Genomic DNA, 25,690 nt, shown 5'->3' with positions numbered 1-25,690 from the left:
CCATGGTCCGTCGTACCAAAGAGGAAGCTCAAGAAACCCGAAGCCAGATACTCGAAGCGGCAGAAAAAGCCTTTTACGAGCGGGGCGTGGCCCGCACGACGCTGGCGGATATCGCGACCCTGGCCGGCGTGACTCGCGGGGCCATCTACTGGCATTTCAGTAATAAGGCGGATCTGGTGCAGGCGATGCTCGATACCTTGCATGAGCCGCTGGATGAAATGGCCAAGGCCAGTGAAAGCGAAGATGAACTCGATCCGCTGGGCTGTATGCGCAAGCTGCTGATTCATCTGTTCCATCAAGTTGCGCTGGACCCGAAAACCCGACGCATCAATGAGATTCTGTTTCATAAGTGCGAATTCACTGATGAAATGTGCGACCTGCGCCAGCAGCGCCGAACGGTCAGTCTCGATTGCAATGTGCGAATCGCGCTGGCCCTGAGTAATGCGGTGAATCGCGGGCAATTGCCGGAAAACCTCGACACTGCTCGCGCGGCCATCAGCCTGCATGCGTACGTTGATGGCATCCTGTATCAGTGGCTATTGGCTCCCGACAGTTTTCAACTGCACACCGAAGCCGAGCGCTGTGTCGATACAGCGTTGGATATGCTGCGCTTGAGTCCCAGCCTGCGCAAATGAAACAAAATGAGTAATTGGATCCATTTGTGTCAAGACTTGAAGCGAGAAGACGCCCTCGCTTCACTCGCCTTTTTGTAATGGGGTGCTTTTATATAGGTACGTTCGCCGAGTTGATAGGTAGCGAGCTACGTATTTTGTAGGAATTTTGTGTCGAGTCTGTGAATGAATGTTAACAACCCGGGCTACAAGGGCGCCGAGCAGCCGATAAAGGGTATCGCACTGATTTGCCTGGCGGTGTTGTTATTCGCCAGTCACGATACGTTGTCCAAATACCTGTCCGGGTTTTACCCGATCGTGATGGTGGTGTGGGCACGCTACGTGGTGCACACCTTGTTGATGCTGGTGATTTTCGTGCCGCGCACTGGTGTTTCAGCGGTGGTGCGTACCAAACGGCCCGGGTTGCAGTTTCTGCGGGCCCTGTGCCTGATCGGCACCAGCCTGTTTTTTACCAGCGGCCTGCGTTACATCCCCTTGGCCGAAGCCACGGCCGTTAACTTCCTGGCACCACTATTAGTGACGGCGCTGTCTGTGCCGTTGCTGCATGAGCGGGTGACGCGTAACCAATGGCTGGCGGTGCTGGGTGGGTTTGTTGGCGTGTTGATCGTTGTGCGGCCTGGTGGTGCGCTGTTCACCCCGGCGATTCTGCTGCCGCTGTGTTCGGCGCTGTGTTTTGGCTTCTATCAATTGCTCACCCGCATGCTCAGCGGTATCGACAGCCCGACCACCAGCAACTTTCTGACCGGTATTCTCAACAGCCTGATCATGACTGCGTTGTTGCCGTTTTTCTGGAGCACGCCGACGCTGCTGCACGGCCTGTTCATGATCGGGCTGGGTACTTGCGGCATGCTCGGTCACATGTTGTTGACCCAGGCCTTCCGCCATGCAGCGCCGGCGATGCTGGCACCCTTCAGTTATGGGCAGATCCTGTTTGCGGGGATGTACGGGTATTTGATCTTCGACCATACCCCGGACAGCTTCGGCGTGATCGGGATCACGGTGATTTGCCTCAGCGGTCTTGCGGTCGCCTGGGGACAGCGCAAGCGCTGACAAGATCTGTAGGAGCTGCCGAAGGCTGCGATCTTTTGATCTTCTCTATGCAAAATGCAAAAGCCCCGGCTCTTTCGAGTCGGGGCTTTTGCATTTCAACGGCGGATGTTTACAGCACCGGGTAGTCGATGTAACCGACCGGACCCTTCGCATAGAACAGTTCCGGACGTGCTTCATTCAACGGCGCATCGGCCTTCAAACGCGCCGGCAGGTCCGGGTTGGCGATAAACGGTACACCGAATGCCACCGCGTCAGCCTTGCCACTGGCCAGCCACTCGTTGGCGCTGTCCTTGGTGAAGCGTTCGTTGGCGATGTACGGGCCGCCGAAGGCTTCTTTCAGTTGTGGGCCGAGGCTGTCGCCGGCTTCTTTTTCGCGCGAGCAAATGAAGGCGATACCACGTTTGCCCAGTTCGCGAGCGACGTAGGTGAAGGTCTCGGACAGGTTGTCGTCGCCCATGTCATGGAGATCAGCACGTGGTGACAGGTGCACACCCACGCGGCCCGCGCCCCAGATTTCAATGGCGGCGTCGGTCACTTCCAGCAACAGGCGCGCACGGTTTTCCAGGGAGCCGCCATAGTTGTCGGTGCGCTGGTTGGTGCTGCTTTGCAGGAATTGGTCGAGCAGATAACCGTTGGCGCCGTGGATTTCCACACCGTCGAAACCGGCCGCCTTGGCGTTCTCGGCACCCACGCGGTAAGCGTCGATGATGTCGGCGATTTCCGCGGTTTCCAGGGCCCGCGGGGTTGGGAAGTCGGCCAATGGACGCACCAGGCTGACATGACCCTTAGGCTGGATGGCACTCGGCGCGACCGGTGCTTCGCCGTTCAGGTACAAGGGGTGGGAAATCCGGCCCACGTGCCACAGTTGCAGGAAGATTTTGCCGCCAGCGCCGTGGATTGCTTTGGTTACATTGCTCCAACCGCGCACCTGGTCGTTGGACCAGATACCGGGAGTGTCCGGGTAACCCACGCCGATTGGCGTCACCGAAGTCGCTTCGCTGAGGATCAGGCCGGCCGAGGCGCGCTGTACGTAGTACTCGGCCATCAGCGCATTCGGCACCCGGCCTTCATCGGCGCGGCAGCGAGTCAGCGGGGCCATGATGATGCGGTTAGACAACTCGAGGTCGCCCAGTTTGATCGGATCGAAAATAGTCGTCATTTAATACAACCCTCGTTAAAGATCAGTTAGTAACAGGGGTCAGCTCGGCATTGCCGCTCTGACGGAAAGTAATCAGGGTCACCAACAGCGCGAGTACCGCCAGTGCAGCAGCCGCGAGCGGTACGCGGGTGAGACCGAAGCCATGGGCGATGACGCTGCCGCCAACCCAGGCACCGAGTGCGTTGCCGACGTTGAAAGCGCCGATGTTGAGGGTCGACACCAGGTTCGGTGCCGCCTTGCCGTAGGTCACAACATTCACTTGCAGGGCAGGCACGGCGGCGAAGCACGCGGTGGCCCAGAGGAACAGAGTGATCTCGGTCGGAATCACGGCGATGCTGGTCCAGGTCAGCACGGTGGACACGACCGCCATGGTGATGAACACACCGATCAGCGTCGCGGCCAGGCTTTTGTCAGCCAACTTGCCGCCGATGATGTTGCCGACCGTCAGGCCCAGGCCGATGAGCATCAAGGTCCAGGTCACGCCGCGTGGTGAGACTCCGGTGACCTCGCCCAACAGCGGGGCGACATAGGTGAACAAGGTGAAGACCGAGGCAGCGAATAGCGCAGTCATGCTCAAGGACAGCCAGATGCCGGCGCCCTTAAGGGCGCGCAGTTCGGCGCGCATGTCGAGTTTCTCTTCATCGCGCTTGGCCGGCAGGAAGCGGATCAGGCCGATCAGTGCAATCACACCGATCACGGTCACCGCCCAGAAGGTCGAACGCCAGCCGGCTTCCTGACCGAGCGCGGTGCCCAGCGGCACACCGAGAACGTTGGCCAGAGTCAGGCCGGTGAACATCAGGGCCACGGCCGATGCACGTTTGTTGGCCGGCACCAGACCTGCCGCCACCACCGAACCGATGCCGAAGAAGGCACCGTGACACAGAGCAGTGACCACACGGGCAAACATCAAAACGTTGTAGTCACTGGCCAGGGCGCAGAGCAGATTGCCGATAATGAAGATGCCCATCAACGCTACCAATGCGGCCTTGCGCGGCAGCCTGGCGGTGGCCAGTGCCATGAACGGTGCACCGATGGCCACGCCCAGGGCGTAACCGGTCACCAGCCAGCCGGCGCCGGGGATCGACACACCGAGATCGGCCGCCACCTCGGGCAACAGGCCCATGATGACGAACTCGGTGGTGCCGATGGCGAAGGCGCTCAAGGCCAGAATGAGTAGCGAGAGGGGCATTGTCAGTTCCTTGTCGGAGCGCGGAGCTCCTTGTCGATGGCGTCGAGGAACGCCTGAATCACGTCCTCGTTGCGTTTGAAGAAGTGCCATTGACCGGCTTTCTGGCTGCTGATCAGTCCCGCCCGTTGCAAGGTCGCCAAATGGGCGGACACGGTCGACTGCGACAGGCCGCAGCGTTGATCGATCTGTCCGGCGCAAATGCCGTACTCATGGTTGTGGAGTTGTTCCGGGAACTGGACCTTGGGGTCTTTCAGCCAGATGAGGATGTCTCGGCGTACTGGGTGTGCCAGCGCTTTTATTATTTCGTCGAGGTCGATGGTCATGGTTTGGGCTCGTGATGAGTAAAACGCTATATCGCGATGAGGCGAACTTTAAATCGGTACTTCGCGATATACCAATATGATTTTGGTCTGATGACCGCATAAATCGGTATATCGGGTTATAACGATATGGATGGCGCAGTGTTAAGCTGCGCGCATGAACTATCTCGCACATCTGCACCTCGGTGGCCAGCGCCCCGGTCAAATGCTCGGCAGTCTGTATGGCGATTTCGTCAAAGGACGGCTGCAAGGGCAGTTCGATCCGGAGATCGAAGCGGCCATTCAGTTGCACCGCAGCATCGACGTGTTTACCGATCGCCATCCGCGGGTGGACATCGCCTTGTCGCGGTTTTCCATCACGCGCCGGCGCTACGCCGGGATCGTGCTCGACGTGTTTTTCGACCACTGCCTGGCGCGGGATTGGGAGTTGTATGCCGACCGTCCGCTGGCGCAGTTCACTTCTGACGTTTACCGGGTGTTGTCCGCCGAGCCGCAGTTACCGGAGCGCCTGGCGAAGATCGCGCCGCACATGGTGGCCAATGACTGGTTGGGTTCTTACCGGGAATTCGCGGTGCTTGAGCAGGTGCTGCGGGGGATTTCACGCAGGTTGACCCGGCCGGAGGAGTTGGCCGGGGCTATGCAGGAGTTGCGACGGTTGTATGAACCGTTGAGTGAGGATTTTCGGTTGTTCTATCCGCAGCTTCAGGATTTCGCCCAGAACCATCCAGCGACATAAAACCACTGTGGGAGCGGGCTTGCCCGCGATTGCGGTATGCCATTCAACATCGTCATTGGATGTTGAGCCGCCATCGCGGGCAAGCCCGCTCCCACAGGGATGTGTGTTTAAGCTGCGATAGCGGGTCGAATTGGGACTTGCCGAGGTTCTGGAATCGCCCCAAACAACGCCTTCTGCACCGCCTGCTGCGCTTCGAACGCCAGCGCCGCACGTTCCCGGTCCTGGCACTCGATCGGTTTGAGCAGATGAATCTCCACCTCACCCCGATCATTGGCGAACAAGCGCATCAGGTGCGAGAGCAAATCATCATCGCCAATGAACGGTGCCAGGGTATCGAGCTCGCCATCGCGCAGATAACGAATCGCCACCGGTTGCAACGCCACTTCGGAATCGATCGCCGCGGACAGCAAGCGGCCATGAAACGTGCGCAGCGAGCGACCATCGGTGGTGGTGCCTTCCGGGAACATCAGCAGTGGATGTTCCTGCTCCAGATGGCGGGTCATCTGTTTGCGGATCAACTGACTGTCGCCTGAACCACGGCGAATGAACAGGCTGCCGGCCTTGGCTGCCAGCCAACCCGCCACCGGCCAGGTGCGCACTTCGGCCTTGGACAGGAACGACAGCGGCGTGAGCATGCCCAGCAGCGGAATGTCGGTCCAGGACACGTGGTTGCTGACCCAGAGCATTGGCGCCTTTGGTAATTCACCATGGACGGTGACGCGAAAGGGCAGGGCATTGCTCAGCCGCGCCATGAAAAACCGCGACCAGCGCTGGCGGCGGACCATCGAGTGGGCAATTCCCAGTCGCTCAAACAACCCGAACACACTGGCCATGCTCAAGCCCAGCGCCACCACCAAAAGCACTCGCGCAATTCGCGCGTACACCCGCAAGCGGCTCATTACACAGCCGCCTTGAAGTGCTTGGCGTAGCGCGGGCAGAGCTCGTCACGCTTGAGCAGGATGAACACGTCGGCCACCTGGAAGTCTTCGTCCCAGCACGGCTCGCCGCAGATTTTCGCGCCCAGGCGCATGTAGGCCTTGAGCAGCGGCGGCATTTCGGCGATGACGTTGGACGGAATATCGAGCGTCGGCAATGGCTTCTTCGGCTCGGCTCGCAGGTGTTCGGTGCACAGGTAGCGTTCGCGCAGACGCTGCATGATCGCGTGGGCCTGGATGCCACCGTCCTGCATTGGAATGCTCGCGCAACCCATCAAATAGCTGTAGCCGCCCTGGTTCAGCACTTCGGCCAGTTCACCCCAGAGCACAGCGATAGTGCCGCCGTTGCGGTAGGCCGGGTCGACGCAGGTGCGACCGATTTCCAGGATCGGGCCTTTGAGATGGACCAGGCCATGCAGGCTGAATTCTTCTTCGCTGTAGAACTTGCCCAGGCTGCTGGCCGCTGTGTGGTCGAGCAACCGGGTGGTCGCCACCAGGCGCCCGGTGTTCAAGTCACGCACGCCGATGTGGGCGCAGTGAACATCATAGTCATCCATGTCCAGACCCAGCTCCGCGCCCTTCAGCTTGGCGTTGAATTCGCCGCTGAACACGTTGAAGCGCAAGGCCTGGGCTTCCTGCAACGCCTCGGCGCCCACCAGGCGTTCGGCTTGCAGGCGGCGTTCATTGCCGGTGTCGCTGATGCGGGCGATCTGAGTCATTGTGAGTCTCCGTGCGGGCTGGCCACCCGTCTTGGGTTACAGCCGATCGACTTTCTTTATGCAGCCGTGTTGTGCAAAGTCAGGCTATGTAGCCCCGGTGTCATCGCCATGAAGCTTTGGTGATGCTTATATGACAGCCCATGAGGAGCCTCTTATGCCCTGGCAAACCCTGTTGAAACGCCGCGATCGCCTGCCCGCCAACCCGGATCTGGGCGAAGGCTTTGCAGCCTTGTTGCAACAATTGGGCGCGGTGTCGCCGTTCGAATTGGCGGTGGCCGGCGGACGGCTGATGGCGACGCCGGGGCTGGCGTTTCTGGTGGGCTATCAGGCGGCGTTGCGCATGCTCTGGCCGAGCGCGCCACTGAGCCTCGGCGCGTTGTGCGCGACCGAACAGCGCAGTTTGCGGGTGGCGGACATGCAGACCCGGCTGCGCGATTTACGTCTGAGCGGGCGCAAGGATTTCGTCACCGCTGGCGATTCCGCCGACTGGCTATTGGTCGCTGCTCGCAGTGAAGAACCCGGCGAAGTGCCGCGCTTGAACCTTGCGGTGGTTTACCCCGGCGAACCGGGTGTGCGTCTGGAAAAGCTCGCGCCCATGCCGCTGATGCCGGACATCAGCCACGGCCGGTTGTTTCTCGACAACGCGCTGTGCGAATTGCTGGCGGGGGATGGCTGGGATGCTTACGTCAAACCGTTCCGCACCCTGGAAGACATCTATGTGCTGAGCGCCATGACGGCGTGGCTGTTCGGCGTTGGCCAGGACAGCGACTGGCCGCAAACCTTGCAACTGCGCTTGCTGGCGCTGCTGGCCGGGTGTGCGGAAGTCAGCCGCCAGGCACCGAACAATCCGGCCGGGCATGTATTGCTGGGCGGGTTGTTTGCGCAGTTCGACGGGCTCAAGGCTGAAGTGAATCAGGCCCTGGCCGATGGCCCGCCACAATGGGCGGCGATGTGGCAGCGCGATCAGACCGTGATGGATTTGGCGGCAGGGGCGCGGGGCAAGCGGTTGGCCAAAGCGTTGGCGGAATTGTTATAAGGCTGAAGGGACCCTTAGCGGGCAAGCCCGCTCCCACAAGGATCTCTGATGTGCAAAATATTGTGTACGACGCAGATCATGTGGGAGCGGGCTTGCCCGCGATGGCGGCCTAATTGGATACTCAAATCCCAAAACTGTCATCAAGCTCGACTAGGCTCGGCAGGTTCATCCCTCCGAGCGCCCCTCATGTTCAAAGGCTTGTCCCTGATTTTCATGTTGTTGCTCAGCCTCACAGCCCAGGCCGAAAACTGGCCGGCCGAGCAATGGTCGCCCGGCCCGAAAGTCTCCGGCCCGACACTTCAGGTCCTGGAAAACTACGCTTTCCCACCCCGCGACGATGCCACTCACCAAGGCATTCGCACCGATGCGTTGCTGGTGATCCGCGACGGTCAGCTGATCTATGAACGCTACGCCGGCCCGACCACTGCGCAAACGCCGCACCTGACCTGGTCAATCAGCAAAAGCCTGATGGGCGCGGTGCTCGGTGTGGCCTATGGCGAAGGGCTGTTCAAACTCCAGGAACCGGTGCGCAAATTCTATCCTGCGCTGGAAAAACACCCCGCCATAACCATGGCCGACCTGCTGCACTGGGCCTCCGGCCTGGACTGGCAGGAAGACTACGAATATGCCCCATTGAAGTCCTCGGTGGTGGCCATGCTCTATACCCGTGGTCACCGCGACATGGCCGCGTTCACTGCCGACCACGACGAATATGCCAATCCTGGTCAGGCATTCCGCTATTCCAGCGGCGACAGCAACCTGCTGTCCGCCGCGCTGAAAACCATCGTCGGCCCGGCCCGTTATCCGGATTATCCATGGACTGCGCTGTTCGAACCCTTGGGGATTCGCAGTGCGGTGTGGGAAGCGGATGCCACGGGCACGTTTGTCGCATCGTCCTACGCCTATCTCACTGCCCGGGACCTGGCGCGGGTCGGCCTGTTGATGGCGCGCGACGGTCGTTGGCGTGAGCGGCAATTGCTGCCCAAGGATTGGGTCGACTTCAGTCGTGAGCCTTTCGCCCGCTATCAGGCCAACCAGGATGAAGCCGTGCCCGGCGGGCATTGGTGGCTCAATCGCGCAGTGGATGGCGCGACACAACCCTGGCCCGACGCCCCTGTCGACACCTTCGCCGCACTGGGCCATTGGGGTCAGGCGATGTACGTGATTCCCAGCGAAAACCTGGTGATCGTGCGCTACGGCGATGATCGCGATGGGAGTTATCGGCACAACGAATTGCTCAGACTCGCGCTCAAGGCGTTTGCCATGAAGGTGCAGCCATGAGCCGCCGCAGCTTTATTCGCCGTCGGCCTATCAGCATGCTGTTGCTAGTGCTGCTGATCGCCTTGCTTGGCTGGGGCTGGCAGGAGCGGGTGGCGCTATGGGCTTTCCCGGACATCATCAGCGCCTACACCGCCAAGGAATACTGCTCGTGCCGCTATGTGATGAACAATCCGGCCGAGTATTGCCAGGGCTATGTGAAGCAGTATTTGCCCACCAGCGGGTTCGTCGATGACGCCGCGAACAAGCGCGTGACGGTGGGTGGTATGGGGCGCAGCCATAGCGCTGTTTGGGTTGGTGAACGGCAGGGATGTCGCCTGCAACCGTGAAAGCGGTCAGTTTTTTTGTGGCGAGGGACCTTGCTCCCGCTCGGCTGCGAAGCAGTCGTAATGCCAGCGGCCGAGGTCTTACTGGAAGAACTCATTGTCTGATTTTGGGAGCGCTTCGCACTCCAGCGGGAGCAAGCTCCCTCGCCACAAAGGTTGGGTCGGAGCAACAGAAAGTTTGCAACCTGCCTCAGGCCAGTTAAGGTTCGCTCAGGTTTATCTGCCCATGAGTCTCTATGTTCAACCGCTTTGTCTGCAAAACCCTCGCTTCCCTGCTGCTGGCCGGTGTCACCGTGTCGGCCCAGGCCAATTGGTACCTGGACGGCGAGTCCTCGCGGCTGTCGTTCATCAGCACTAAAAACGCCAACATCTCCGAAGTGCAGCGCTTTCTGGTGCTGCACGGCAAGGTCGATCCCAAGGGCCTGGCGCAGGTGGAGGTCGAGCTGGAGTCGGTCAACAGCGGCATTCCGCTGCGTGACGAACGCATGCGCAAGGAACTGTTCGATATCCAGACGTTCCCTGAAGCACTGATCACCACGCAAATCGATCTACGGCCGATCAACGACCTGGCGCCCGGTGCGCAACTGGAGTTGCGCTTGCCGCTGACCGTCAACCTGCATGGCAAACAACACCAATACAACGCCGAACTGCTGGCGACCCGTCTCGATGACCGGCGCTTCCAAGTGGTGACCCTCGAACCTTTGGTGATCAGCGCTGAAGATTTCGACCTGGCCCCAGGCCTGGAAAGCTTGCGCAAGGTTGCCGGTTTGTCGGCCATCAGTCTGTCGGTGCCGGTGGGTGCGGTGCTGATTTTCACGGCGCGCTAAGATGCGCGGCGCAATTTTCCCGTGGCGTGAAGGCAACCGCTTTGAACTGCTGATTGATGGCCCGCAGTTTTTTCCGCGAATGCTGGTGGCGATTGCCCGCGCCGAAGAGCAAGTCGAACTGGAACTGTACCTGGTGGAGGCGGGGGCCTGCGCCGAGGCGATGGTTCAGGCGCTGGTCCAGGCTGCCGAACGCGGTGTGCGGGTGCGCTGCCTGTTCGATGACTATGGCAGCCTGGCATTCACCCTGACCTTGCGTCGGCGCCTGATGGCCGCCGGTGTCGAGTTGCGTTTCTATAATCGCCTGAGCTGGCGCCGTTGGGTGGGCAACTTTTATCGCGATCACCGCAAGCTGCTGCTGGTGGATCAATGCCTGGCGGTGGTCGGCGGCACCGGGGTCACCGATGAGTTCTGGACCCCGGGCGAAGACACCAGCGAATGGCACGAAGTGATGGTGGAAATCACCGGTCCCTTGGTCATCGACTGGCAGTTGCTGTTCGACCGCCAATGGATTGCCAACCGCTATCGGCGCGCCTGGAAACCCACTGCACACTTCGGTTTGCCGCGCTTGCCGCGAGTGCCAGTCATGGGCGAGGGCATGGGCCGGGTCGCCTATGCCGACGCCCGCCAACACCGCGATATTTTGCAATCGCTGACTCGCGCGCTGAACAGTGGCCAACGCCGAATCTGGCTGGCCACGCCGTATTTCCTGCCGACCTGGAAAGTCCGTCGCTCACTGCGCCGGGCGGCGGCTCGTGGCATCGATGTACGTCTGCTGCTGACCGGGCCACGCACCGATCATCCGTCGGTGCGCTACGCCGGGCATCGCTACTACCCGCGTCTGCTCCGGGCCGGGGTGAAGATCTTCGAATACCAGCCGTGTTTCCTGCACCTGAAGATGGTGTTGATCGATGACTGGGTGAGCATCGGCTCCTGCAACTTCGATCACTGGAATCTGCGCTTCAATCTGGAAGCCAACCTCGAAGCCCTGGACCTCGGGCTGACCCGGGCGGTGGCGGCGAGTTTCGAAAATGACTTTGCCCTGAGCCAGGAAGTCAGCCTCGAGGCATGGAAACGCCGACCGTTATGGCGGCGGGTCAAACAAAGGGTGTGGGGATGGGTGGATCGGCTGGTGGTGAATCTGTTGGATCGACGGGGCTAAGCCCAATTTTCGCAACACCCTAAACCACTGTGGGAGCGGGCTTGCCCGCGATGACGGCCTTACATTCGATATGGATGTTGAATGTTATGGCCTCATCGCGGGCAAGCCCGCTCCCACAGGTTTTTGTGGCGTACGACTAATTACAACAACTCAAAGCTCTGCTGCGTCACATCCTGGGAGTCCAGGCCGATCTGCACGTTGAACTTGCCCGGTTCCGCGGCGTACTTGAGCTGGGCGTTGTAGAACTTCAGGTCATCCTCGGTGATGGTGAAGTGCACGACTTTCTGTTCGCCGGCCTTGACCATTACTTTCTGGAAGTTCTTCAGTTCCTTGACCGGGCGGATCATCGAACCGGTCACGTCCTGGATGTACAGCTGCACCACGGTTTCGCCGTCACGCTTGCCGGTGTTCTTCACCACGACGCTGGCGTCGAGCTTGCCGGTCTTGTTCAGTGTGGTCGAAGACAGGGCCATGTCGGTCAGGCTGAACCGGGTGTAGCTCAGGCCGAAGCCGAACGGGAACAGCGGCCCGGTGGTGTCTTCGAAATACTGCGAGGTGTAGTTGCCCGGTTTGCCCGGAGTGAACGGCCGGCCAATGCTCAGGTGGTTGTAGTAGGTCGGAATCTGACCCACCGAGCGGGGGATGGTGATCGGCAGTTTGCCCGACGGGTTGTAGTCGCCGAACAGCACGTCAGCGATGGCGTTACCGCCTTCGGTGCCGCTGAACCAGGTTTCCAGAATCGCGTCAGCTTGCTCGTTCTCTTCAAGAATCGACAGCGGACGGCCGTTCATCAACACCAATACCAGCGGTTTTCCGGTGGCTTTCAACGCCTTGATCAACTCGCGTTGGGCGGCCGGGATGTTCAGGTCAGTGCGGCTCGACGATTCGTGGGACATGCCTCGGGATTCGCCCACCGCTGCGACCACCACATCGGCCTGTTGCGCGGCTTTCACCGCTTCATCGATCAACACATTGGCCGAACGCGGATCATCCACCACTTCCGGCGCGTCGAAGTTGAGGAAGTTCAGGTAATCGAGGATCTTCTTGTCGCTGGTGATGTTCGCGCCACGGGCGTAGATCAGCGTCGACTGCGCGCCAAGCGCATTGGTCATGCCGTCGAACAACGTCACCGATTGCTCGGGACGGCCAGCAGCGGCCCAACTGCCCATCATGTCGATCGGCGCCTTGGCCAGTGGACCGACCAGAGCGATTTTCGCGGTTTTCTTCAGCGGCAGGGTGTCGCCCTGGTTTTTCAACAACACCAGGCTGCGACGCGCCACATCACGGGCCTCGGCGCGGTGAAGACGGCTTTCGGCGTAGGTGTCGGCCGGGTCATCCTCGGCCTTGCCGATGCGCAGGTACGGGTCTTTGAACAGGCCCATGTCGTACTTGGCGGCGAGCACTTCACGCACGGCGTTGTCGATGTCTTTCTGTTCGATCTCACCGGCCTTCAACAGCCCTGGCAATTCCTTGCCATAGAGGGTGTCGTTCATGCTCATGTCGATGCCGGCCTTGATCGCCAGCTTCGCGGCTTCGCGACCGTCAGCGGCGACGCCGTGCTTGATCAGCTCGAAAATCGCCCCGTGGTCGCTGACCGCCAGGCCCTTGAAGCCCCATTCCTTGCGCAGCAGGTCGTTCATCAGCCAGGTGTTGGCGGTGGCCGGCACGCCGTTGATCGAGTTCAGCGCAACCATCACCCCGCCAGCACCGGCGTCAATCGCTGCGCGGTACGGTGGCAGGTAATCCTGGTACATCTTGACCGGGCTCATGTCGACGACGTTGTAGTCGCGACCGCCCTCGACCGCGCCGTACAAGGCAAAATGCTTGACGCTGGCCATGATGCTGTCGGCCGCATTCGCGCCGGTGCCCTGGAACGCCTTGACCATGACGCCGGCGATCCGCGAAACCAGATAGGTGTCTTCGCCGAAGCCTTCGGACGTACGGCCCCAGCGTGGGTCGCGGGAGATATCGACCATTGGCGCGAAGGTGATGTCGAGGCTGTCAGCCGCCGCTTCCTTGGCGGCGATGCGCCCGGAGCGACCGATGGCGTCCATGTCCCAGCTCGAGGCCAGGGCCAGTGGAATCGGGAAAATGGTGCGGTGGCCGTGGATCACGTCATAGGCGAAGAACATCGGGATCTTCAACCGGCTGCGCATGGCCGCGTCCTGCATCGGACGGTTTTCGGCGCGGGTGATCGAGTTGAACGTGCCGCCGATATTGCCGGCGGCGATCTCCTTGCGGATCATCTCCCGCGGCATTTCCGGGCCGATGCTGATCAGGCGCAACTGGCCGATCTTTTCATCGAGGGTCATTTGCTTCATCAGGTGGCTGATGAAAGCGTCCTTGTTCTCTATAGGTGCGGGCGTCGTGGCGGCCAATACGGTATGACTGGCCAGGCTGACGAACAGGCCCAGCAAACACAGCTTCTTCATGAATGGTTTTCTCAAAAGCCTAAACGGCAGTGAATACACGCCGGTCAGCCAAAATTTTGGGAGCGACTATTGTTGTTCAGGTGGATGCAGCACACTTATGTGTTAGCGCCGGGGCATCTTTTAGCCCATTGGCTCGATGCAATCCAGTAGCGGCGCAGATTATGCCCCAAGAGCCGGGTTCAAAGTTCGCAGGTTGTTTCATCAACGGAATATGCAAGGGAGCATCAACCAGATGAATGTACGACTTCACTATCGGTCGAGCCTGCAGGTTGCAGCCTTGATGTGGCTGACCACACTGCTGGCCGGCTGTGGCATCAACAATATCCCGACCCTCGACGAACAAGCCAAGGGCGCCTGGGGCCAGGTGCAAAACCAGTACCAGCGTCGCGCCGACCTGATTCCCAATCTGGTGGAAACCGTCAAGGGATATGCCCGGCATGAGCAAGAAACCCTGACCGCGGTGATCGAAGCCCGCGCCAAGGCCACCTCGATTCAGGTGGATGCCAGCACGCTGGACAATCCGGAAAAGCTGAAACAGTACGAGCAGGCGCAGAATCAGCTGACCGGCGCGCTGAGTCGGTTGATGGTGGTGTCCGAACGCTACCCGGACCTCAAGGCCAACCAGAACTTCCTGGCGCTGCAATCGCAACTTGAAGGCACCGAGAACCGCATCGCCGTGGCGCGTCGCGACTTCATCCTGGCGGTGCAGAAATACAATACCGAGATCCGCACCTTTCCCGGTCGCCTGTGGCACACCGTGTTGTATAGCGATCTGCCAATCCGCGAAACGTTCGAGGCCACCAGCCCCGATGCCGAGAAAGCGCCTGAAGTGAAGTTCCAGTAAGCGCCGGAACGGGCTTGAAGCGTCACCAAGGATGAGGTTGCCAATGCGCGTGTTGAAAGTGGGCCTGATGCTGATGTTCTGGGTGTTTGCCCTGACGGCCCAGGCCGAGTTGAAGTTCCCGGAATTGACCGGTCGGGTGGTGGACAACGCCCAGATGATCGAGCCTGCGGTGCGCGAGCAACTGACGCAACAGCTCAACGCCCACGAAAAAACCACCGGCGAGCAGTTGGTGGTGGTCACGTTGCCAGACTTGCAGGGCACCGACATCGCGGATTTCGGTTATCAGCTGGGACGCTATTGGGGCATAGGCCAGAAGGACAAGAACAACGGCGCGCTGCTGATCGTCGCGCGTGACGAGCGCAAGCTGCGGATTGAAGTCGGTTATGGCCTGGAAGGGCGCCTGACCGATGCGCAGAGTTCGGTGATCATCCATCAGGTGATCACGCCCGCGTTCAAAGCTGGCAACTTCAGCAAAGGCATCAGCGACGGGGTCGCGGCGATGCTGGTGGTGCTGGGCGGCAATCCACTGGACGAGCCGTCGACAGTGTATGAATCGCGCGGTGATCAGGAGAGTGATTCCGTTGAGCGGCCGCCGGGGTTGGTCGTGTTCCTGGTGTTGCTGTTCATCCTGACGATCTTCATTGGCCAGATGTTCGGTATTCTGCCAAGCGGCGGAGGCCGTGGCGGCTCGGGAGGCGGTTTCGGCGGCGGAGGTTTCGGCGGCGGGGGCGGCGGCGGCTTCAGCGGCGGCGGGGGCAGTTTCGGGGGCGGCGGTTCGTCGGGCGGCTGGTGATAACACTGCAGGTAAAAACAACAATAGCGAGCAGGCATTCATAAACATGGCATTACTGACTGAACACGAACAACGCAAAGTCGCCGAGGCAATTGCCCGGGTCGAGCGCGACACCGACGCTGAACTGGTCACGGTGCTTGCAGCCCGCGCCGATGATTACGCGTATATCCCGCTGCTCTGGGCCAGTCTGCTGGCGCTGGTGGTGCCGGGTATCGTGCATTACCTGACGGGCTGGCTGACCATGCACAGCCTGTTGCTGGTGCAATGGTTCAGTTTCATTGTGCTGTGCCTGCTGTTCCGGATTCCGAAAGTCACCACGCGCCTGATCCCGCGCTCGGTGCGTCACTGGCGGGCGTCGAACCTGGCGCGTCGGCAGTTCCTGGAGCAAAACCTGCACCATACCGTCGGCAGCACCGGCATGCTGATTTTCGTCTCCGAGGCCGAGCGCTATGTGGAGATCCTGGTGGATGAAGGCATTTCCAAACGGCTGGACAACAAAAACTGGGACGCGATTGTGGCGGCGTTTACGCAACAGGTGAAACAGGGGCAGACGTTGCAGGGGTTTGTGACATGCATCGAGGCATGCGGCGAGTTGCTCAAGGTGCATGTGCCGGTGACCCATGTGCGCAATGAATTGCCGAATCGGTTGGTGGTGTTGAGCTGACGCCATTTTCAGCCTGAGGTGCTTTGTTTGAGGTGCTTTTGTGGCGAGGGAGCTTGCTCCCGCTGGGCTGCGAAGCGGCCCCAAAATCGGCAAACGCACTCCATCAGATAAACCACGTTGTCTGCTTTGCGACTGCTGCGCAGCCGAGCGGGAGCAAGCTCCCTCGCCACAGAATATTTGCCGTTTGGCAAATAACAGTGTTCCTGAACTCCATCCCCCCTAAAATACCCACCATTCCCCGATCCGCACCGCCCGAGGCCGTTTTTTCCCATGTCTGTTACCGCCACTCCCGCCAGCCTCGCGCCGGATCATAACGCCCAGTTCATCGACCTGCTGCAAACCAGCCTCGATCAGAACGCCTTCATCAAACTGGTGTTGGCCAAGTACGTTGGTACAGAGGCGGACTTGCAGCGGCTGATCATCAAGCAACTGACGGTCAAGGATCAGCCGTGCCTGTCCTTCGTCTACCGCTACAAAACCCGCGACATCACCAAGAACCTGCCAATTGCCGAGGGCGTGGCGACCATTGCTGCGCTGTTGCCCGCATCGTTCAAGAATGCGCATTTACTGTCATTGACTGACGAAGCCCAGCTCGAATACAGCAAAAAGGGCAAATCTTCGCTGTTCAAGAGCAAACCTCAGCAATTGCGCGAAGTGCCGTCCGCCGAGCACAACCGCGAGAAGAACCGTTTCCTCGACCTGAGCCGGCCGTTTCTCAAAGACCTCGGCGTGACCAACGCGCAGCATGAGCTGATCCCGGCGATGTCGCGCAAGTGGAAGCAGATCAACAAGTTCATCGAAGTCTTCAGCCATGCGCTGACTTCGTCGCCGCTGGCGCTGGACAAGCCCGTGCGGGTGGCGGATTTCGGCTCGGGCAAGGGCTACCTGACGTTCGCGATCCACGACTACCTGCGCAACACCCTGAAGGCCGAGGGCGAGGTGACCGGCGTCGAGCTGCGCGAAGACATGGTCAACCTGTGCAACAGCGCGGCTGCGAAGCTGGAGCATCCGGGGCTGGTGTTCAAATGCGGTGACGTGCGCAGCGTCGCGCCGAGCGAGCTGGACGTGATGATCGCGCTGCATGCCTGCGACATCGCCACCGACTATGCGATTCACACCGGCATTCGTTCCGGCGCTTCGATCATCATGTGCTCACCGTGCTGCCACAAGCAGATCCGCCTGCAGATCCAGAGCCCGGCGCTGCTCAAGCCGATGTTGCAATACGGCCTGCACTTGGGCCAGCAGGCGGAAATGGTTACTGACAGTTTGCGTGCGTTGTTCCTGGAAGCCTGCGGTTATGAGACCAAGGTTTTTGAGTTCATCTCACTGGACCACACCAACAAGAACAAGATGATCCTGGCGGTCAAACGCGCCGAGCCGGTGGACCCGGCTCAGCTGTTGGTGAAGATCCAGGAACTGAAGGATTTCTACCACATCAGCGAACATTGCCTGGAAACATTGCTGCGGGCTGATGGCTACCTCTGATCGCTGCTGTGGGACGACGGTTGCGGGACGACGGTCGCCGCTAATTCTGTAGGAGCCAGGCTTGCCGGCGAAGGCAATTGTGAGGACGCCTTCGCCGGCAAGCCTGGCTCCTACAGGATTACGCCGTGGCAACACGCGCGGGTTGCACCGCCGTCTTGCGCCCCAACATCACCGTCACGATCACCCCGGCGGCAAACAGCCAGGTAATCGGCTCGACGTGTTCACCGAAGAACAGCGCCGAAAACGCGATGGTGAAGAAGATCTGCAGCAACTGGATCTGACTGACCCGGGCAATGCCGCCCATGGCCAGCCCCGCGTACCAGGCAAAGAACCCGATGAACTGCGAAAACAGCGAGACGTAACCGAAGGCCCACCAGGTCTTGGCCGAAATCTCGCCTTGGTGTTGCAGCGCCAGATACACCACCGGACCGATCAGCAGCGGCGTCGACAGCACCAGCGCCCAGCAGATCACCTGCCAGCCACCCATCTCCCTGGCCAACCGGCCGCCTTCGGCATAACCCAACCCACCCACGGCAATCGCGCCGAGCATCAGCAAATCACCGGCCTGAATACTGCCCGCGCCGCTGATCAGCGCATAACCGAGCACCAACGCACTGCCCAACGCGGCGCAGGCCCAGAAGGCTTTCGACGGACGTTCATGGGACAGCCACGCGGCATACAGCGCCACGCACAGCGGTTGCAGGCCGTTGACCAGTGCCCCATGGGAGGCGGGCAAGGTCTGCATGGCCCAGGCCGACAGCACCGGGAAACCAAGGATGACCCCCGCGATCACCAGCGTCAGGCCTTTGACTTGTTTCCAGGTGGGCCACTTCTCCCGGTGCCACAGCAATAACAGCGCTGCCGGAATCGCCGCGAACAACGCACGGCCCAGGCCGTTGAGCAGCGGATGAAGTTCCTGCACGACGATCCGGGTGAAGGGCAGGGTCAGGCTGAAGATAACGACGCCGAGCAGGCCGAGGGCCATGCCGGTGTTTTCGCGCGAGGACATGATGGCAACCAGAATCAGGGTGGCGGGAAGAGTCATCATCTAGCCATAAACCGGCGTTTTTCGCGCTTACAGCTGAGTTCAGAAATATCCGTACAGTTGATGTAATCCCTGTGGCGAGGGAGCTTGCTCCCGTTCGGCCCCGAAGCAGTCGTAAACCTGCTTAAGTGGTTTCTCTGAAGGAATGCAAGGGGGCCGCTTCGCAGCCCAGCGGGAGCAAGCTCCCTCGCCACAAAAAGCCAATCCAATACATATTGTTCGTAGTAGCTGGTTATTACCCACCCCGCTGGATAAGGACTACTTTGAATACTCCTGCATGCCCATGCATTTTCCAGAGGAGTCCTCCCCATGGCGGCTAAAAAAATTCTGATGCTGGTCGGCGATTACGTCGAAGACTATGAAGTGATGGTGCCGTTCCAGGCGCTGCTGATGGTCGGCCACACGGTACACGCCGTTTGCCCCGACAAAACCGCCGGCCAGACCGTGCGCACGGCAATCCATGACTTCGAAGGCGACCAGACCTACAGCGAAAAACCCGGTCACCTGTTTGCCCTGAACTTCGATTTCGCCAAGGTAGATGCAGCAGACTACGACGCGCTGCTGGTGCCGGGCGGTCGTGCGCCGGAGTACCTGCGCCTGAACGAAAAAGTCCTGGACCTGGTGCGAGCGTTCGACAAGGCTGGCAAACCGATCGCCGCCGTGTGTCACGGTGCGCAACTGTTGGCCGCGGCAGGTATTCTTGAAGGCCGCGAGTGCAGCGCCTACCCGGCGTGCGCCCCGGAAGTACGCCTGGCTGGCGGCACGTTCATCGATATCCCGGTGACGCAAGGTCACGTTCAAGGCAATCTGGCCACTGCACCAGCCTGGCCGGCGCACCCGAGCTGGCTGGCCGGTTTCCTCGGGTTGCTGGGCACCAAAATCACGCTGTAACGAGGGACGTTTCCATGTGCGAGCTCTACGTCAAGGCCGATCCGATTCTCTACGAATCGCGCTCCCGCTCGCTGCGCATCTGCGGGGTGGTGACCACCCTGCGGCTGGAGAATCAGTTCTGGGACATCCTCAGCGAAATCGCCGAGGTCGACGGCATGACCACCAATCAGTTGATCGCCAAGCTGTATGAAGAGGTGATGGACTACCGCGGCGAAGTGGTGAATTTCGCCTCGTTCTTGCGGGTTAGCTGCATGCGCTACTTGAGCCAGCGACGGGTGCAGACACCTGAGTTATCAGTGGTGCGGGCTGCGTTGAAATAGAGCGGTTTGTGTCGATTTTGAGGACGCCTTCGCGGGCAAGCCTCGCTTGTATGGTAGGACTTGAAGGGAGGAGGAGGGACAAGGCTCGATTCTGACTGTTGACGCAGTACAGACCGTGGGAGATTTCGCCCCTCCTCCTTTCACCCAAGCGCCGATAAAGAATGCATCTGGCTAGACCGACGATAGGAACAAGCCTGCGCCTCTGGGTGAGCCCTTCAAGTGCTCAAACCTTATCCCGGAGGAAATCCTGTGGCAATGCCGGTCTCTCTATCAAAACCGATCGTAGGTGTGGATGTCGCCAAGAATGAACTGGTGATTTATCAGTCTGATGGTGATTTTCTTGAAGAGATTCCCAACACCAGAACATCCATCAAGCAGTGGCTGAAGGCGTTGTCGGGGACGGTGGCTATTGCCATTGAGGCGACCAACATTTACCACCTGGACTTCGCTGATCTGGCCTATGAGGCCGGTTGCACGATTTACATGGTGGGAGGCTATGAACTCAAACATTATCGCGAAGGCGTGAAGATCCGTGCCAAAACCGACGCCCTGGATGCCAAGCTGCTGGCTCGTTACCTGAAGAACGAAGCCGAGGAGTTGCGTCCTTGGACCCCGCCCTCACCGCTGTACCGCCAGCTCCTGAGCCTTTTCCGCCGTCGCGCAGCCTTGGTCCAGGCCAGGGTCGGCCTGGTGCAGAGCTGGTCGAATGAACCGCTGCTCAAGGCGGCTTTTGCCGAGCAAGTGAAGTCCATGCAGCAGCTTGAGACGCTGATCGAAAAGACGATCAACGATCAGCTCAAAGAAGCTGGTTTGCTCGGTCAATTGAAGCGCTGCCTGAAAGTTGAGGGTATTGGATTTTTGACTGGGGCCCGCTTGATAACTGCATTTCAGCGAGGAGATTTTAGAAACGCGGATGCATTTATCGCCTTCCTGGGCATGGATTTACGGGTGGCGAAATCAGGACAGAAGGACGCTCGCCGCAGTTTGACCAAGCGCGGCGACCCCGAGGCCCGCCGGCTTCTGCACAATGCAGCGATGTCGGCTAGCCGTACGAAAGCCTGGAAAGGGTATTACGAAGAACAAAGAACGCGGGGTTTCAGCACCACTCAGGCGCTGGTAATGCTGGCTCGCAAGCTGGCTCGGGTCGTATTCGCCCTGCTGAAAGGACAGAGCGAATATCAACCCAAAGCCGGTTGAGGGCTTCCCCTCAACCATAGAATCTCCCACAGGTTTCGGTTGACCGCGAATTTTTGCGTCCGACCCAAAACCAGTAGGAGCGAGGCTTGCTCGCGATGGGGCCGGTACAGGCGACAGAAATCCTGACTTGGTCTTTACTCTGAAGCGCCAAACCTCTCAATCGCCAAGGAGTAGAAGCATGTCTGGATGGTACGAAGTGAGCAAAACCGTCAACGGTCAATTCAAGTTTGTATTGAAAGCGGCCAATGCCGAAACCATTCTGACCAGTGAGCTGTATACCTCTCGCGGTGCGGCCGATGGCGGTATCGCCTCGGTTCAGGCCAACAGTCCACTGGACGAACGCTACGAGAAAAAAACCACCAAGGACGGTCACCCTTATTTCAACCTGAAGGCCGGTAATCACGAGATCATCGGCAGCAGCGAGTCCTACTCATCCGACGCCGCGCGGGATAAAGGCATCGCCAGCGTCAAGGCCAACGGCCCGACCACGGTGATCAAGGACAAGACCTTGCCGGTGCTCTAAACACACCGATATCTAATGTGGGAGCGAGCCTGCTCGCGATGAGGCCATAACAGTCAAACATATGTTGAATGTCAGACCGCTATCGCGAGCAGGCTCACTCCCACATTGGTTTGGCAGCGTTCACAAATCCCTGTGGGAGCGGGCTTGCCCGCGAAGAGGCCGGCCGCGGCGCCGCTAAACTTCGACCGGTACAGTCAGCTTCGGACTACCAAGCGCGTGCGTCTTCGAATCAAAAAACCGCAGCTCCACTCCCGTCCCCTCAAACACCTTCGTGTAATGCCGCTTCTGATGCTGGATGAACGCCTTGCTGCGCGGGTAAATCGAGATCGCCGCTGTCTTCGGCTTCGCCTGACGCAATGCATGAATGATGTGACTGTCCTGCTCGCCAAGGGCATGCCCGAAGATGCACAGCCCATCGCCATGGCCCAGTAACTGGTCGTAGCAAAACGACAGGTAATCGGAGCTGCGAATGGTCTTGAGCTTGTCCTGGGTCGGACCTTCGTTGACGAACAGCGGCACATCGTCGAGGGTCTTGATCGTATTGTTGATGGCGAAACTGCCCAGCAACGTACCTTCGGTCGACATCAATTTACGCGCGGTGCCGTCCTGATTGCGCACCAGATGCAGGCCGCCGTGCAGGTACAACAGCCGGGTTTTGTCTGTCGTGGTGAGGCTCAGGTCAAAACGCGGCTCGGTGCCCTGGAACAGATCGGTAATCGCCTCAGGCCGGTGCTGGATCGCCCAGTAGTTGAGCAAATCGTAATTGGTGGTGAACACCGTTCGATAGCTGCCCAATTCCTGATTGATCGTCGCCAGCGTCGAGGGCACCACCAACCGCCAAGGGATGTGCACCGCATGCACGGTATTGATCAGCGCTTCCTTGATCGCGTAATAACGATTGCGCGGTGCCGCTGAGCTGACGGCCAAGGCCTTGTTGACCCGGCTGGTGGTTTTCAGCGCCCCAAGCACCTGTTCGAAACTGCGCGTCTGCATCGCCTCGAACACGCTCAATTCGGATTGGCTCAGCGGCTTCTCTTCGACAGTGCGGGCGTTTTCGAACAGCGAGTCATAGCCGAAGTCGTCCCATACCGCACGACTGGCACCGTTACCCACCAGCAGGCCGCCGAAAGAGGCGGTGGTGCGCAAGGCGTTCCAGTCTTCAAGTTGGGCATCGACATCCTGGAAATCGGTCATTGCGTTCGTTGTCTCAAAGCAAAAGGTCTGATGGACGGCGACTTTATCACGACCCGGACTTGAGCCAGATCAAGTTACCGCACGACTAATGGGTCGATCCTGTGCGCACCCGCCGGATCGGTGCTGTTGATTCGGCTTCAGCCAGGAGACTCGCGCATGAGCAGTACGTTTTTCATCCCCGCTGTGAACATCATGGGCACCGGTTGCCTCGACGAAGCCATGGACGCCATTCGCAAGTATGGTTTTCGCAAGGCACTGATCGTCACCGACACCGGGTTGGCCAAGGCTGGCGTGGCGACGATGATTGCCGAGAAACTGGCGATCCAGGACATCGACTCGGTGATCTTCGACGGCGCCAAGCCGAATCCGAGCATCGCCAACGTCGAACTTGGCCTGGGCCTGCTCAAGGAAAGTCGCTGTGATTTCGTGGTGTCGCTGGGCGGCGGTTCGCCTCACGACTGCGCCAAGGGCATCGCCTTGTGCGCCACAAACGGTGGGACGATTCGTGACTACGAAGGCGTCGATCAGTCAACCAAACCGCAGTTGCCGCTGATCGCGATCAACACCACCGCCGGCACTGCCAGCGAGATGACCCGTTTTTGCATCATCACCGACGAATCCCGTCACGTGAAAATGGCCATCGTCGATCGCAACGTCACGCCGCTGCTGTCGGTCAACGACCCGGCGCTGATGGTCGCCATGCCCAAGGGCCTGACTGCCGCCACTGGCATGGACGCACTGACCCACGCCATCGAAGCGTACGTCTCCACGGCGGCCAACCCGATTACCGATGCCTGTGCGCTGAAAGCCATCACCTTGATCAGCAATAACCTGCGCCTGGCCGTACACGACGGCAGTGACATGATCGCGCGGGAAAACATGGCTTACGCGCAGTTCCTGGCCGGCATGGCATTCAACAATGCGTCCCTCGGTTACGTTCACGCGATGGCTCACCAGTTGGGTGGTTTCTATGACTTGCCCCACGGTGTGTGCAATGCGGTGCTGCTACCTCACGTGCAGAGTTTCAACGCGCTGGTCTGCGCCGACCGCCTGACCGATGTCGCCCGCGCGATGGGCGCCGACATTCGCGGGTTCAGCCCCGAGGAGGGTGCTCAGGCAGCGATCGCGGCCATTCGCACTCTGGCCAAGGACGTGGAAATTCCCGCCGGCTTACGTGAGCTCGGTGCCAGGCTCAACGACATCCCGGTGCTGACCAGCAACGCCTTGAAAGACGCCTGTGGACTGACCAATCCACGGAAGGCGGATCAGCGGCAGATCGAGGAGATTTTCCGCAGCGCGTTCTAAGTGGTTCGACGGCCGGGCGCAAGCACTACGCAAAGTAACGCGCCCACGGCCAGCAAGGTGCATAGCAGCGACAATGGCCATGCCTGCTGGCTCGCTATCAGGCTGGCGATACCGCCGATAATGGCGGCCATCAGTTGGTGAATGAAACCGCTCAATGCCATCGCATAAGCACCGCCGACCGGCGAACCTTCGTTGGCCAGGGACAGGCTGATCGGGTAATTCAACGACTGGCCAAACACCGCAAAACAATAGGGCAACCAGAACAGCAGTGCTATTGACGTACCGGCGATGCTACCCAGCAACATGACTGCGCTGCCGGCCAGTACCAGCCCAACGCCCGCCGTCATCAGCTGGCGCTGACCGGTACGCAGCACAAAGCGATTGACCGCCACAGCCCCGAGAAAATAGGCCGCGCTGATTGGCCAACCCAACAATCCGTATTCCACTGCCGACCAGCTGAAGGGGCCTTGCAGAATCAACGGCGCGGCGGTGTTGAATGCGACGATCACCCCGTACCCCAGGCCACCGACAAGGGCCGGCAACAGGAAGGCCCGATGACCCAGAATGTGCCAGTAGCTCGTCCAGGCGGATGACAGTGTGTTCTCTGCTGCCAGCACCGGGAACGTGAGTCGGGCCACCACCACCGCCATCAACAGGCTTACGCCGCCCAACAAGTAGAAGATCATCGGCCAACCCAGCGCCACCTGGATAATCGACCCCAGGTATTGGCCGATTCCCAGCGCCACCACAAAGGAAATCGATATCCAGGACAACGCCTTGGCCAGCAGGTCGCCGCGGAAACTGTCGCGGATCAACACTCGGGCCATGACCGAAATTCCGCTGGCGCCTACACCCTGAATCAGTCGAAAAAACAGGAACGACTCCAGCGTCTGGCCTAAGGGCAGGGCCAGGTTACCCACCCCATAGATACCGAGCGCCGCGAGCAATACCGGTTTACGACCAATACGTTGACCGAGGCTGCCCCAGAACAGCATCGGCAGCGCCATGCCGATCAGATACACCGCTAGCCCCCATGAAACCTGCGAGGCATCGGCGGTTAGATCCCGGGCAATTTCCGGCAGCGCCGACAGATAAATGCTCATGCCCAATTGAGCGAGAAAAACCGTGCAGCAGGTGATGAGGAGGGTGGTGCTGCTCTTCATTTGATCTTCCCTGAGTTTTTCAGCAGCCGATGCCCTGGCTGTATTGTTCGGTTCGTTTGAGACTGACAAAGAGGCGGATATTAACCTGAAGTTTTTCCTGTAACGCGGCGAATTCCAGGGGGGCATGTCTGGTTCATTGGGTAATTGGATGGCGGAGACGAAACGAAACCGGGCTATCCTGCCGACTCAGTCGAACCGAAATCATCGAGCCCTCCCATGTTGCAGAAAAGCCTGATTCGCCGCCTCGGCGGCCTTGGCGGTTGCCCGTTTGCGCCGGGTGCCTCGGGCAATATCTGCACTGAAGATCTGGTCAATCTGTGCGATGAAATCGGTATTCACACCGGCATCGATCTGCCGTTGTTGCTGAGGTTGTCCCGAGGATTGCCCGCGTTGTTGGGCCACGAAGTACCCGGACAACTCGCCAAGGCCGGGCGCAATTGCGACCTGCACCCCACGCCTTCCTGAACC

26 protein-coding genes and 1 pseudogene are annotated in these 25,690 nt (G+C 59.7%); 18 read left to right on the top strand and 9 right to left on the bottom strand.

Features of this window, described 5'->3' with window-relative positions; translation table 11 throughout:
* Window positions 1-2 precede the first annotated feature (2 nt).
* Both emhR and AB7M26_RS28815 read left to right on the top strand, forming a co-directional pair.
* Window positions 3-635: an efflux system transcriptional repressor EmhR gene (emhR, locus tag AB7M26_RS28820; RefSeq protein ID WP_123499196.1), complete on the top strand. Its 633-nt coding sequence runs from the start codon at window positions 3-5 to the stop codon at window positions 633-635.
* A 162-nt stretch (window positions 636-797) separates the two neighbouring features.
* Window positions 798-1,682, top strand: a complete 885-nt coding sequence (locus AB7M26_RS28815) for a DMT family transporter (protein ID WP_123499194.1) — start codon at window positions 798-800, stop codon at window positions 1,680-1,682.
* A gap of 109 nt (window positions 1,683-1,791) precedes the next feature.
* Here AB7M26_RS28815 and AB7M26_RS28810 read toward each other — a convergent pair whose 3' ends face one another.
* The 3 genes from AB7M26_RS28810 to AB7M26_RS28800 are packed head-to-tail and all read right to left on the bottom strand — an operon-like array spanning window position 1,792 to window position 4,353.
* Window positions 1,792-2,841: an alkene reductase gene (locus AB7M26_RS28810; RefSeq protein ID WP_123499192.1), complete on the bottom strand. Its 1,050-nt coding sequence runs from the start codon at window positions 2,839-2,841 to the stop codon at window positions 1,792-1,794.
* Between the two features lie 22 nt (window positions 2,842-2,863).
* Window positions 2,864-4,030 carry an MFS transporter gene (locus AB7M26_RS28805; RefSeq protein ID WP_123499189.1) on the bottom strand — a complete coding sequence of 389 codons (1,167 nt, stop codon included), beginning with the start codon at window positions 4,028-4,030 and terminating at the stop codon, window positions 2,864-2,866.
* Between the two features lie 2 nt (window positions 4,031-4,032).
* The gene (locus AB7M26_RS28800) at window positions 4,033-4,353 is read right to left on the bottom strand and encodes an ArsR/SmtB family transcription factor (protein WP_007903797.1); all 321 of its coding nucleotides are present in this window, start codon (window positions 4,351-4,353) and stop codon (window positions 4,033-4,035) included.
* 154 nt (window positions 4,354-4,507) lie between these two features.
* Here AB7M26_RS28800 and AB7M26_RS28795 point away from each other — a divergent pair, with 154 nt between their 5' ends.
* The gene (locus AB7M26_RS28795; RefSeq protein WP_123499187.1) at window positions 4,508-5,086 is read left to right on the top strand and encodes an acyl carrier protein phosphodiesterase; all 579 of its coding nucleotides are present in this window, start codon (window positions 4,508-4,510) and stop codon (window positions 5,084-5,086) included.
* A 107-nt stretch (window positions 5,087-5,193) separates the two neighbouring features.
* Here AB7M26_RS28795 and AB7M26_RS28790 read toward each other — a convergent pair whose 3' ends face one another.
* A complete protein-coding gene (locus tag AB7M26_RS28790) occupies window positions 5,194-5,985 on the bottom strand; it encodes a lysophospholipid acyltransferase family protein (RefSeq protein ID WP_123499185.1) in 792 nt (263 codons plus the stop codon).
* On the bottom strand, window positions 5,985-6,740 hold the full coding sequence (gene olsB, locus AB7M26_RS28785) for an L-ornithine N(alpha)-acyltransferase (protein WP_007903792.1): 756 nt from the start codon (window positions 6,738-6,740) through the stop codon (window positions 5,985-5,987). The genes AB7M26_RS28790 and olsB overlap by 1 nt, the downstream gene beginning before the upstream one ends.
* A 154-nt stretch (window positions 6,741-6,894) precedes the next feature.
* On the opposite strand from olsB, the gene AB7M26_RS28780 reads away from it, so the two are divergent.
* The 5 genes from AB7M26_RS28780 to AB7M26_RS28760 all read left to right on the top strand — a co-directional run bounded on the left by AB7M26_RS28780 (window position 6,895) and on the right by AB7M26_RS28760 (window position 11,366).
* The gene (locus tag AB7M26_RS28780) at window positions 6,895-7,776 is read left to right on the top strand and encodes an acyl-CoA dehydrogenase middle domain-containing protein (protein ID WP_123499183.1); all 882 of its coding nucleotides are present in this window, start codon (window positions 6,895-6,897) and stop codon (window positions 7,774-7,776) included.
* A 186-nt stretch (window positions 7,777-7,962) separates the two neighbouring features.
* Window positions 7,963-9,057, top strand: a complete 1,095-nt coding sequence (locus tag AB7M26_RS28775) for a serine hydrolase domain-containing protein (protein WP_123499181.1) — start codon at window positions 7,963-7,965, stop codon at window positions 9,055-9,057.
* Window positions 9,054-9,383: an amidase gene (locus AB7M26_RS28770; protein ID WP_123499179.1), complete on the top strand. Its 330-nt coding sequence runs from the start codon at window positions 9,054-9,056 to the stop codon at window positions 9,381-9,383. The genes AB7M26_RS28775 and AB7M26_RS28770 overlap by 4 nt, the downstream gene beginning before the upstream one ends.
* Window positions 9,384-9,616: 233 nt before the next feature.
* Window positions 9,617-10,207 (top strand): YceI family protein, encoded by a 591-nt coding sequence (locus AB7M26_RS28765; RefSeq protein WP_123499177.1) that lies wholly within the window; start codon window positions 9,617-9,619, stop codon window positions 10,205-10,207.
* 1 nt (window position 10,208) lies between these two features.
* Window positions 10,209-11,366, top strand: coding sequence for a phospholipase D-like domain-containing protein (locus AB7M26_RS28760; RefSeq protein WP_123499175.1), 1,158 nt, complete (start codon window positions 10,209-10,211; stop codon window positions 11,364-11,366).
* Window positions 11,367-11,506: 140 nt separating this feature from the next.
* Here the strand turns inward: AB7M26_RS28760 and bglX are convergent, their stop codons facing one another.
* Window positions 11,507-13,798 carry a beta-glucosidase BglX gene (bglX, locus tag AB7M26_RS28755; RefSeq protein ID WP_123499173.1) on the bottom strand — a complete coding sequence of 764 codons (2,292 nt, stop codon included), beginning with the start codon at window positions 13,796-13,798 and terminating at the stop codon, window positions 11,507-11,509.
* Window positions 13,799-14,030: 232 nt separating this feature from the next.
* Between bglX and AB7M26_RS28750 the strand changes: the two genes are divergently transcribed.
* From AB7M26_RS28750 to AB7M26_RS28735, 4 genes are all read left to right on the top strand, one after another.
* Window positions 14,031-14,642 carry a LemA family protein gene (locus AB7M26_RS28750; RefSeq protein ID WP_123499375.1) on the top strand — a complete coding sequence of 204 codons (612 nt, stop codon included), beginning with the start codon at window positions 14,031-14,033 and terminating at the stop codon, window positions 14,640-14,642.
* 43 nt (window positions 14,643-14,685) lie between these two features.
* Entirely contained in the window at window positions 14,686-15,435 is a 750-nt protein-coding gene (locus tag AB7M26_RS28745) for a TPM domain-containing protein (protein ID WP_123499171.1), read from the top strand.
* Window positions 15,436-15,481: 46 nt separating this feature from the next.
* Window positions 15,482-16,099 carry a TPM domain-containing protein gene (locus tag AB7M26_RS28740; RefSeq protein WP_123499169.1) on the top strand — a complete coding sequence of 206 codons (618 nt, stop codon included), beginning with the start codon at window positions 15,482-15,484 and terminating at the stop codon, window positions 16,097-16,099.
* Window positions 16,100-16,369: 270 nt separating this feature from the next.
* Complete coding sequence (locus tag AB7M26_RS28735; protein ID WP_123499167.1) at window positions 16,370-17,584, top strand: class I SAM-dependent methyltransferase; 1,215 nt, start codon at window positions 16,370-16,372, stop codon at window positions 17,582-17,584.
* 118 nt (window positions 17,585-17,702) lie between these two features.
* Here the strand turns inward: AB7M26_RS28735 and AB7M26_RS28730 are convergent, their stop codons facing one another.
* Window positions 17,703-18,593, bottom strand: a complete 891-nt coding sequence (locus tag AB7M26_RS28730; RefSeq protein WP_123499372.1) for a DMT family transporter — start codon at window positions 18,591-18,593, stop codon at window positions 17,703-17,705.
* A 345-nt stretch (window positions 18,594-18,938) separates the two neighbouring features.
* Between AB7M26_RS28730 and AB7M26_RS28725 the strand changes: the two genes are divergently transcribed.
* The 4 genes from AB7M26_RS28725 to AB7M26_RS28710 all read left to right on the top strand — a co-directional run bounded on the left by AB7M26_RS28725 (window position 18,939) and on the right by AB7M26_RS28710 (window position 21,560).
* Window positions 18,939-19,520: a DJ-1/PfpI family protein gene (locus tag AB7M26_RS28725; RefSeq protein WP_008010833.1), complete on the top strand. Its 582-nt coding sequence runs from the start codon at window positions 18,939-18,941 to the stop codon at window positions 19,518-19,520.
* Window positions 19,521-19,534: 14 nt separating this feature from the next.
* A complete protein-coding gene (locus tag AB7M26_RS28720; protein WP_123499166.1) occupies window positions 19,535-19,840 on the top strand; it encodes a ribbon-helix-helix domain-containing protein in 306 nt (101 codons plus the stop codon).
* A 255-nt stretch (window positions 19,841-20,095) separates the two neighbouring features.
* A complete protein-coding gene (locus AB7M26_RS28715) occupies window positions 20,096-21,037 on the top strand; it encodes an IS110 family transposase (protein ID WP_123501455.1) in 942 nt (313 codons plus the stop codon).
* Window positions 21,038-21,215: 178 nt separating this feature from the next.
* Window positions 21,216-21,560 carry a YegP family protein gene (locus AB7M26_RS28710; protein ID WP_095632345.1) on the top strand — a complete coding sequence of 115 codons (345 nt, stop codon included), beginning with the start codon at window positions 21,216-21,218 and terminating at the stop codon, window positions 21,558-21,560.
* 174 nt (window positions 21,561-21,734) lie between these two features.
* Here AB7M26_RS28710 and AB7M26_RS28705 read toward each other — a convergent pair whose 3' ends face one another.
* A complete protein-coding gene (locus AB7M26_RS28705; protein WP_123499164.1) occupies window positions 21,735-22,754 on the bottom strand; it encodes a DUF4917 family protein in 1,020 nt (339 codons plus the stop codon).
* A 156-nt stretch (window positions 22,755-22,910) separates the two neighbouring features.
* Here AB7M26_RS28705 and yiaY point away from each other — a divergent pair, with 156 nt between their 5' ends.
* Window positions 22,911-24,059 carry an L-threonine dehydrogenase gene (gene yiaY / locus AB7M26_RS28700; protein ID WP_123499162.1) on the top strand — a complete coding sequence of 383 codons (1,149 nt, stop codon included), beginning with the start codon at window positions 22,911-22,913 and terminating at the stop codon, window positions 24,057-24,059.
* Here the strand turns inward: yiaY and AB7M26_RS28695 are convergent.
* Window positions 24,056-25,222 (bottom strand): multidrug effflux MFS transporter, encoded by a 1,167-nt coding sequence (locus AB7M26_RS28695; protein WP_123499160.1) that lies wholly within the window; start codon window positions 25,220-25,222, stop codon window positions 24,056-24,058. The two genes, yiaY and AB7M26_RS28695, sit on opposite strands and share 4 nt — an antisense overlap.
* 243 nt (window positions 25,223-25,465) lie before the next feature.
* Between AB7M26_RS28695 and AB7M26_RS28690 the strand changes: the two are divergent.
* Window positions 25,466-25,687: pseudogene (locus AB7M26_RS28690) on the top strand (hydroxymethylglutaryl-CoA lyase); the annotation flags it as partial.
* Window positions 25,688-25,690: the final 3 nt, after the last annotated feature.

This window comes from Pseudomonas sp. F-14 TE3482 (genome assembly GCF_053629455.1).
This window is presented reverse-complemented; position numbering and strand designations above follow the sequence as displayed.

Excerpts from the sequence above, each read along its gene's own strand:
- AB7M26_RS28730 (WP_123499372.1), bottom strand. The coding sequence starts at position 18,593 with ATGTCCTCGCGCGAAAACACCGGCATGGCCCTCGGCCTGCTCGGCGTC.
- AB7M26_RS28805 (WP_123499189.1), bottom strand. The coding sequence starts at position 4,030 with ATGCCCCTCTCGCTACTCATTCTGGCCTTGAGCGCCTTCGCCATCGGC.
- AB7M26_RS28750 (WP_123499375.1), top strand. The coding sequence starts at position 14,031 with ATGAATGTACGACTTCACTATCGGTCGAGCCTGCAGGTTGCAGCCTTG.
- emhR (WP_123499196.1), top strand. The coding sequence starts at position 3 with ATGGTCCGTCGTACCAAAGAGGAAGCTCAAGAAACCCGAAGCCAGATA.
- AB7M26_RS28715 (WP_123501455.1), top strand. The coding sequence starts at position 20,096 with ATGCCGGTCTCTCTATCAAAACCGATCGTAGGTGTGGATGTCGCCAAG.
- AB7M26_RS28780 (WP_123499183.1), top strand. The coding sequence starts at position 6,895 with ATGCCCTGGCAAACCCTGTTGAAACGCCGCGATCGCCTGCCCGCCAAC.
- AB7M26_RS28735 (WP_123499167.1), top strand. The coding sequence starts at position 16,370 with ATGTCTGTTACCGCCACTCCCGCCAGCCTCGCGCCGGATCATAACGCC.
- olsB (WP_007903792.1), bottom strand. The coding sequence starts at position 6,740 with ATGACTCAGATCGCCCGCATCAGCGACACCGGCAATGAACGCCGCCTG.
- AB7M26_RS28815 (WP_123499194.1), top strand. The coding sequence starts at position 798 with ATGAATGTTAACAACCCGGGCTACAAGGGCGCCGAGCAGCCGATAAAG.
- AB7M26_RS28775 (WP_123499181.1), top strand. The coding sequence starts at position 7,963 with ATGTTCAAAGGCTTGTCCCTGATTTTCATGTTGTTGCTCAGCCTCACA.
- AB7M26_RS28695 (WP_123499160.1), bottom strand. The coding sequence starts at position 25,222 with ATGAAGAGCAGCACCACCCTCCTCATCACCTGCTGCACGGTTTTTCTC.
- AB7M26_RS28720 (WP_123499166.1), top strand. The coding sequence starts at position 19,535 with ATGTGCGAGCTCTACGTCAAGGCCGATCCGATTCTCTACGAATCGCGC.
- AB7M26_RS28745 (WP_123499171.1), top strand. The coding sequence starts at position 14,686 with ATGCGCGTGTTGAAAGTGGGCCTGATGCTGATGTTCTGGGTGTTTGCC.
- AB7M26_RS28800 (WP_007903797.1), bottom strand. The coding sequence starts at position 4,353 with ATGACCATCGACCTCGACGAAATAATAAAAGCGCTGGCACACCCAGTA.
- AB7M26_RS28770 (WP_123499179.1), top strand. The coding sequence starts at position 9,054 with ATGAGCCGCCGCAGCTTTATTCGCCGTCGGCCTATCAGCATGCTGTTG.
- AB7M26_RS28740 (WP_123499169.1), top strand. The coding sequence starts at position 15,482 with ATGGCATTACTGACTGAACACGAACAACGCAAAGTCGCCGAGGCAATT.
- AB7M26_RS28710 (WP_095632345.1), top strand. The coding sequence starts at position 21,216 with ATGTCTGGATGGTACGAAGTGAGCAAAACCGTCAACGGTCAATTCAAG.
- AB7M26_RS28810 (WP_123499192.1), bottom strand. The coding sequence starts at position 2,841 with ATGACGACTATTTTCGATCCGATCAAACTGGGCGACCTCGAGTTGTCT.
- yiaY (WP_123499162.1), top strand. The coding sequence starts at position 22,911 with ATGAGCAGTACGTTTTTCATCCCCGCTGTGAACATCATGGGCACCGGT.
- AB7M26_RS28725 (WP_008010833.1), top strand. The coding sequence starts at position 18,939 with ATGGCGGCTAAAAAAATTCTGATGCTGGTCGGCGATTACGTCGAAGAC.
- AB7M26_RS28760 (WP_123499175.1), top strand. The coding sequence starts at position 10,209 with ATGCGCGGCGCAATTTTCCCGTGGCGTGAAGGCAACCGCTTTGAACTG.
- bglX (WP_123499173.1), bottom strand. The coding sequence starts at position 13,798 with ATGAAGAAGCTGTGTTTGCTGGGCCTGTTCGTCAGCCTGGCCAGTCAT.
- AB7M26_RS28790 (WP_123499185.1), bottom strand. The coding sequence starts at position 5,985 with ATGAGCCGCTTGCGGGTGTACGCGCGAATTGCGCGAGTGCTTTTGGTG.
- AB7M26_RS28765 (WP_123499177.1), top strand. The coding sequence starts at position 9,617 with ATGTTCAACCGCTTTGTCTGCAAAACCCTCGCTTCCCTGCTGCTGGCC.
- AB7M26_RS28795 (WP_123499187.1), top strand. The coding sequence starts at position 4,508 with ATGAACTATCTCGCACATCTGCACCTCGGTGGCCAGCGCCCCGGTCAA.
- AB7M26_RS28705 (WP_123499164.1), bottom strand. The coding sequence starts at position 22,754 with ATGACCGATTTCCAGGATGTCGATGCCCAACTTGAAGACTGGAACGCC.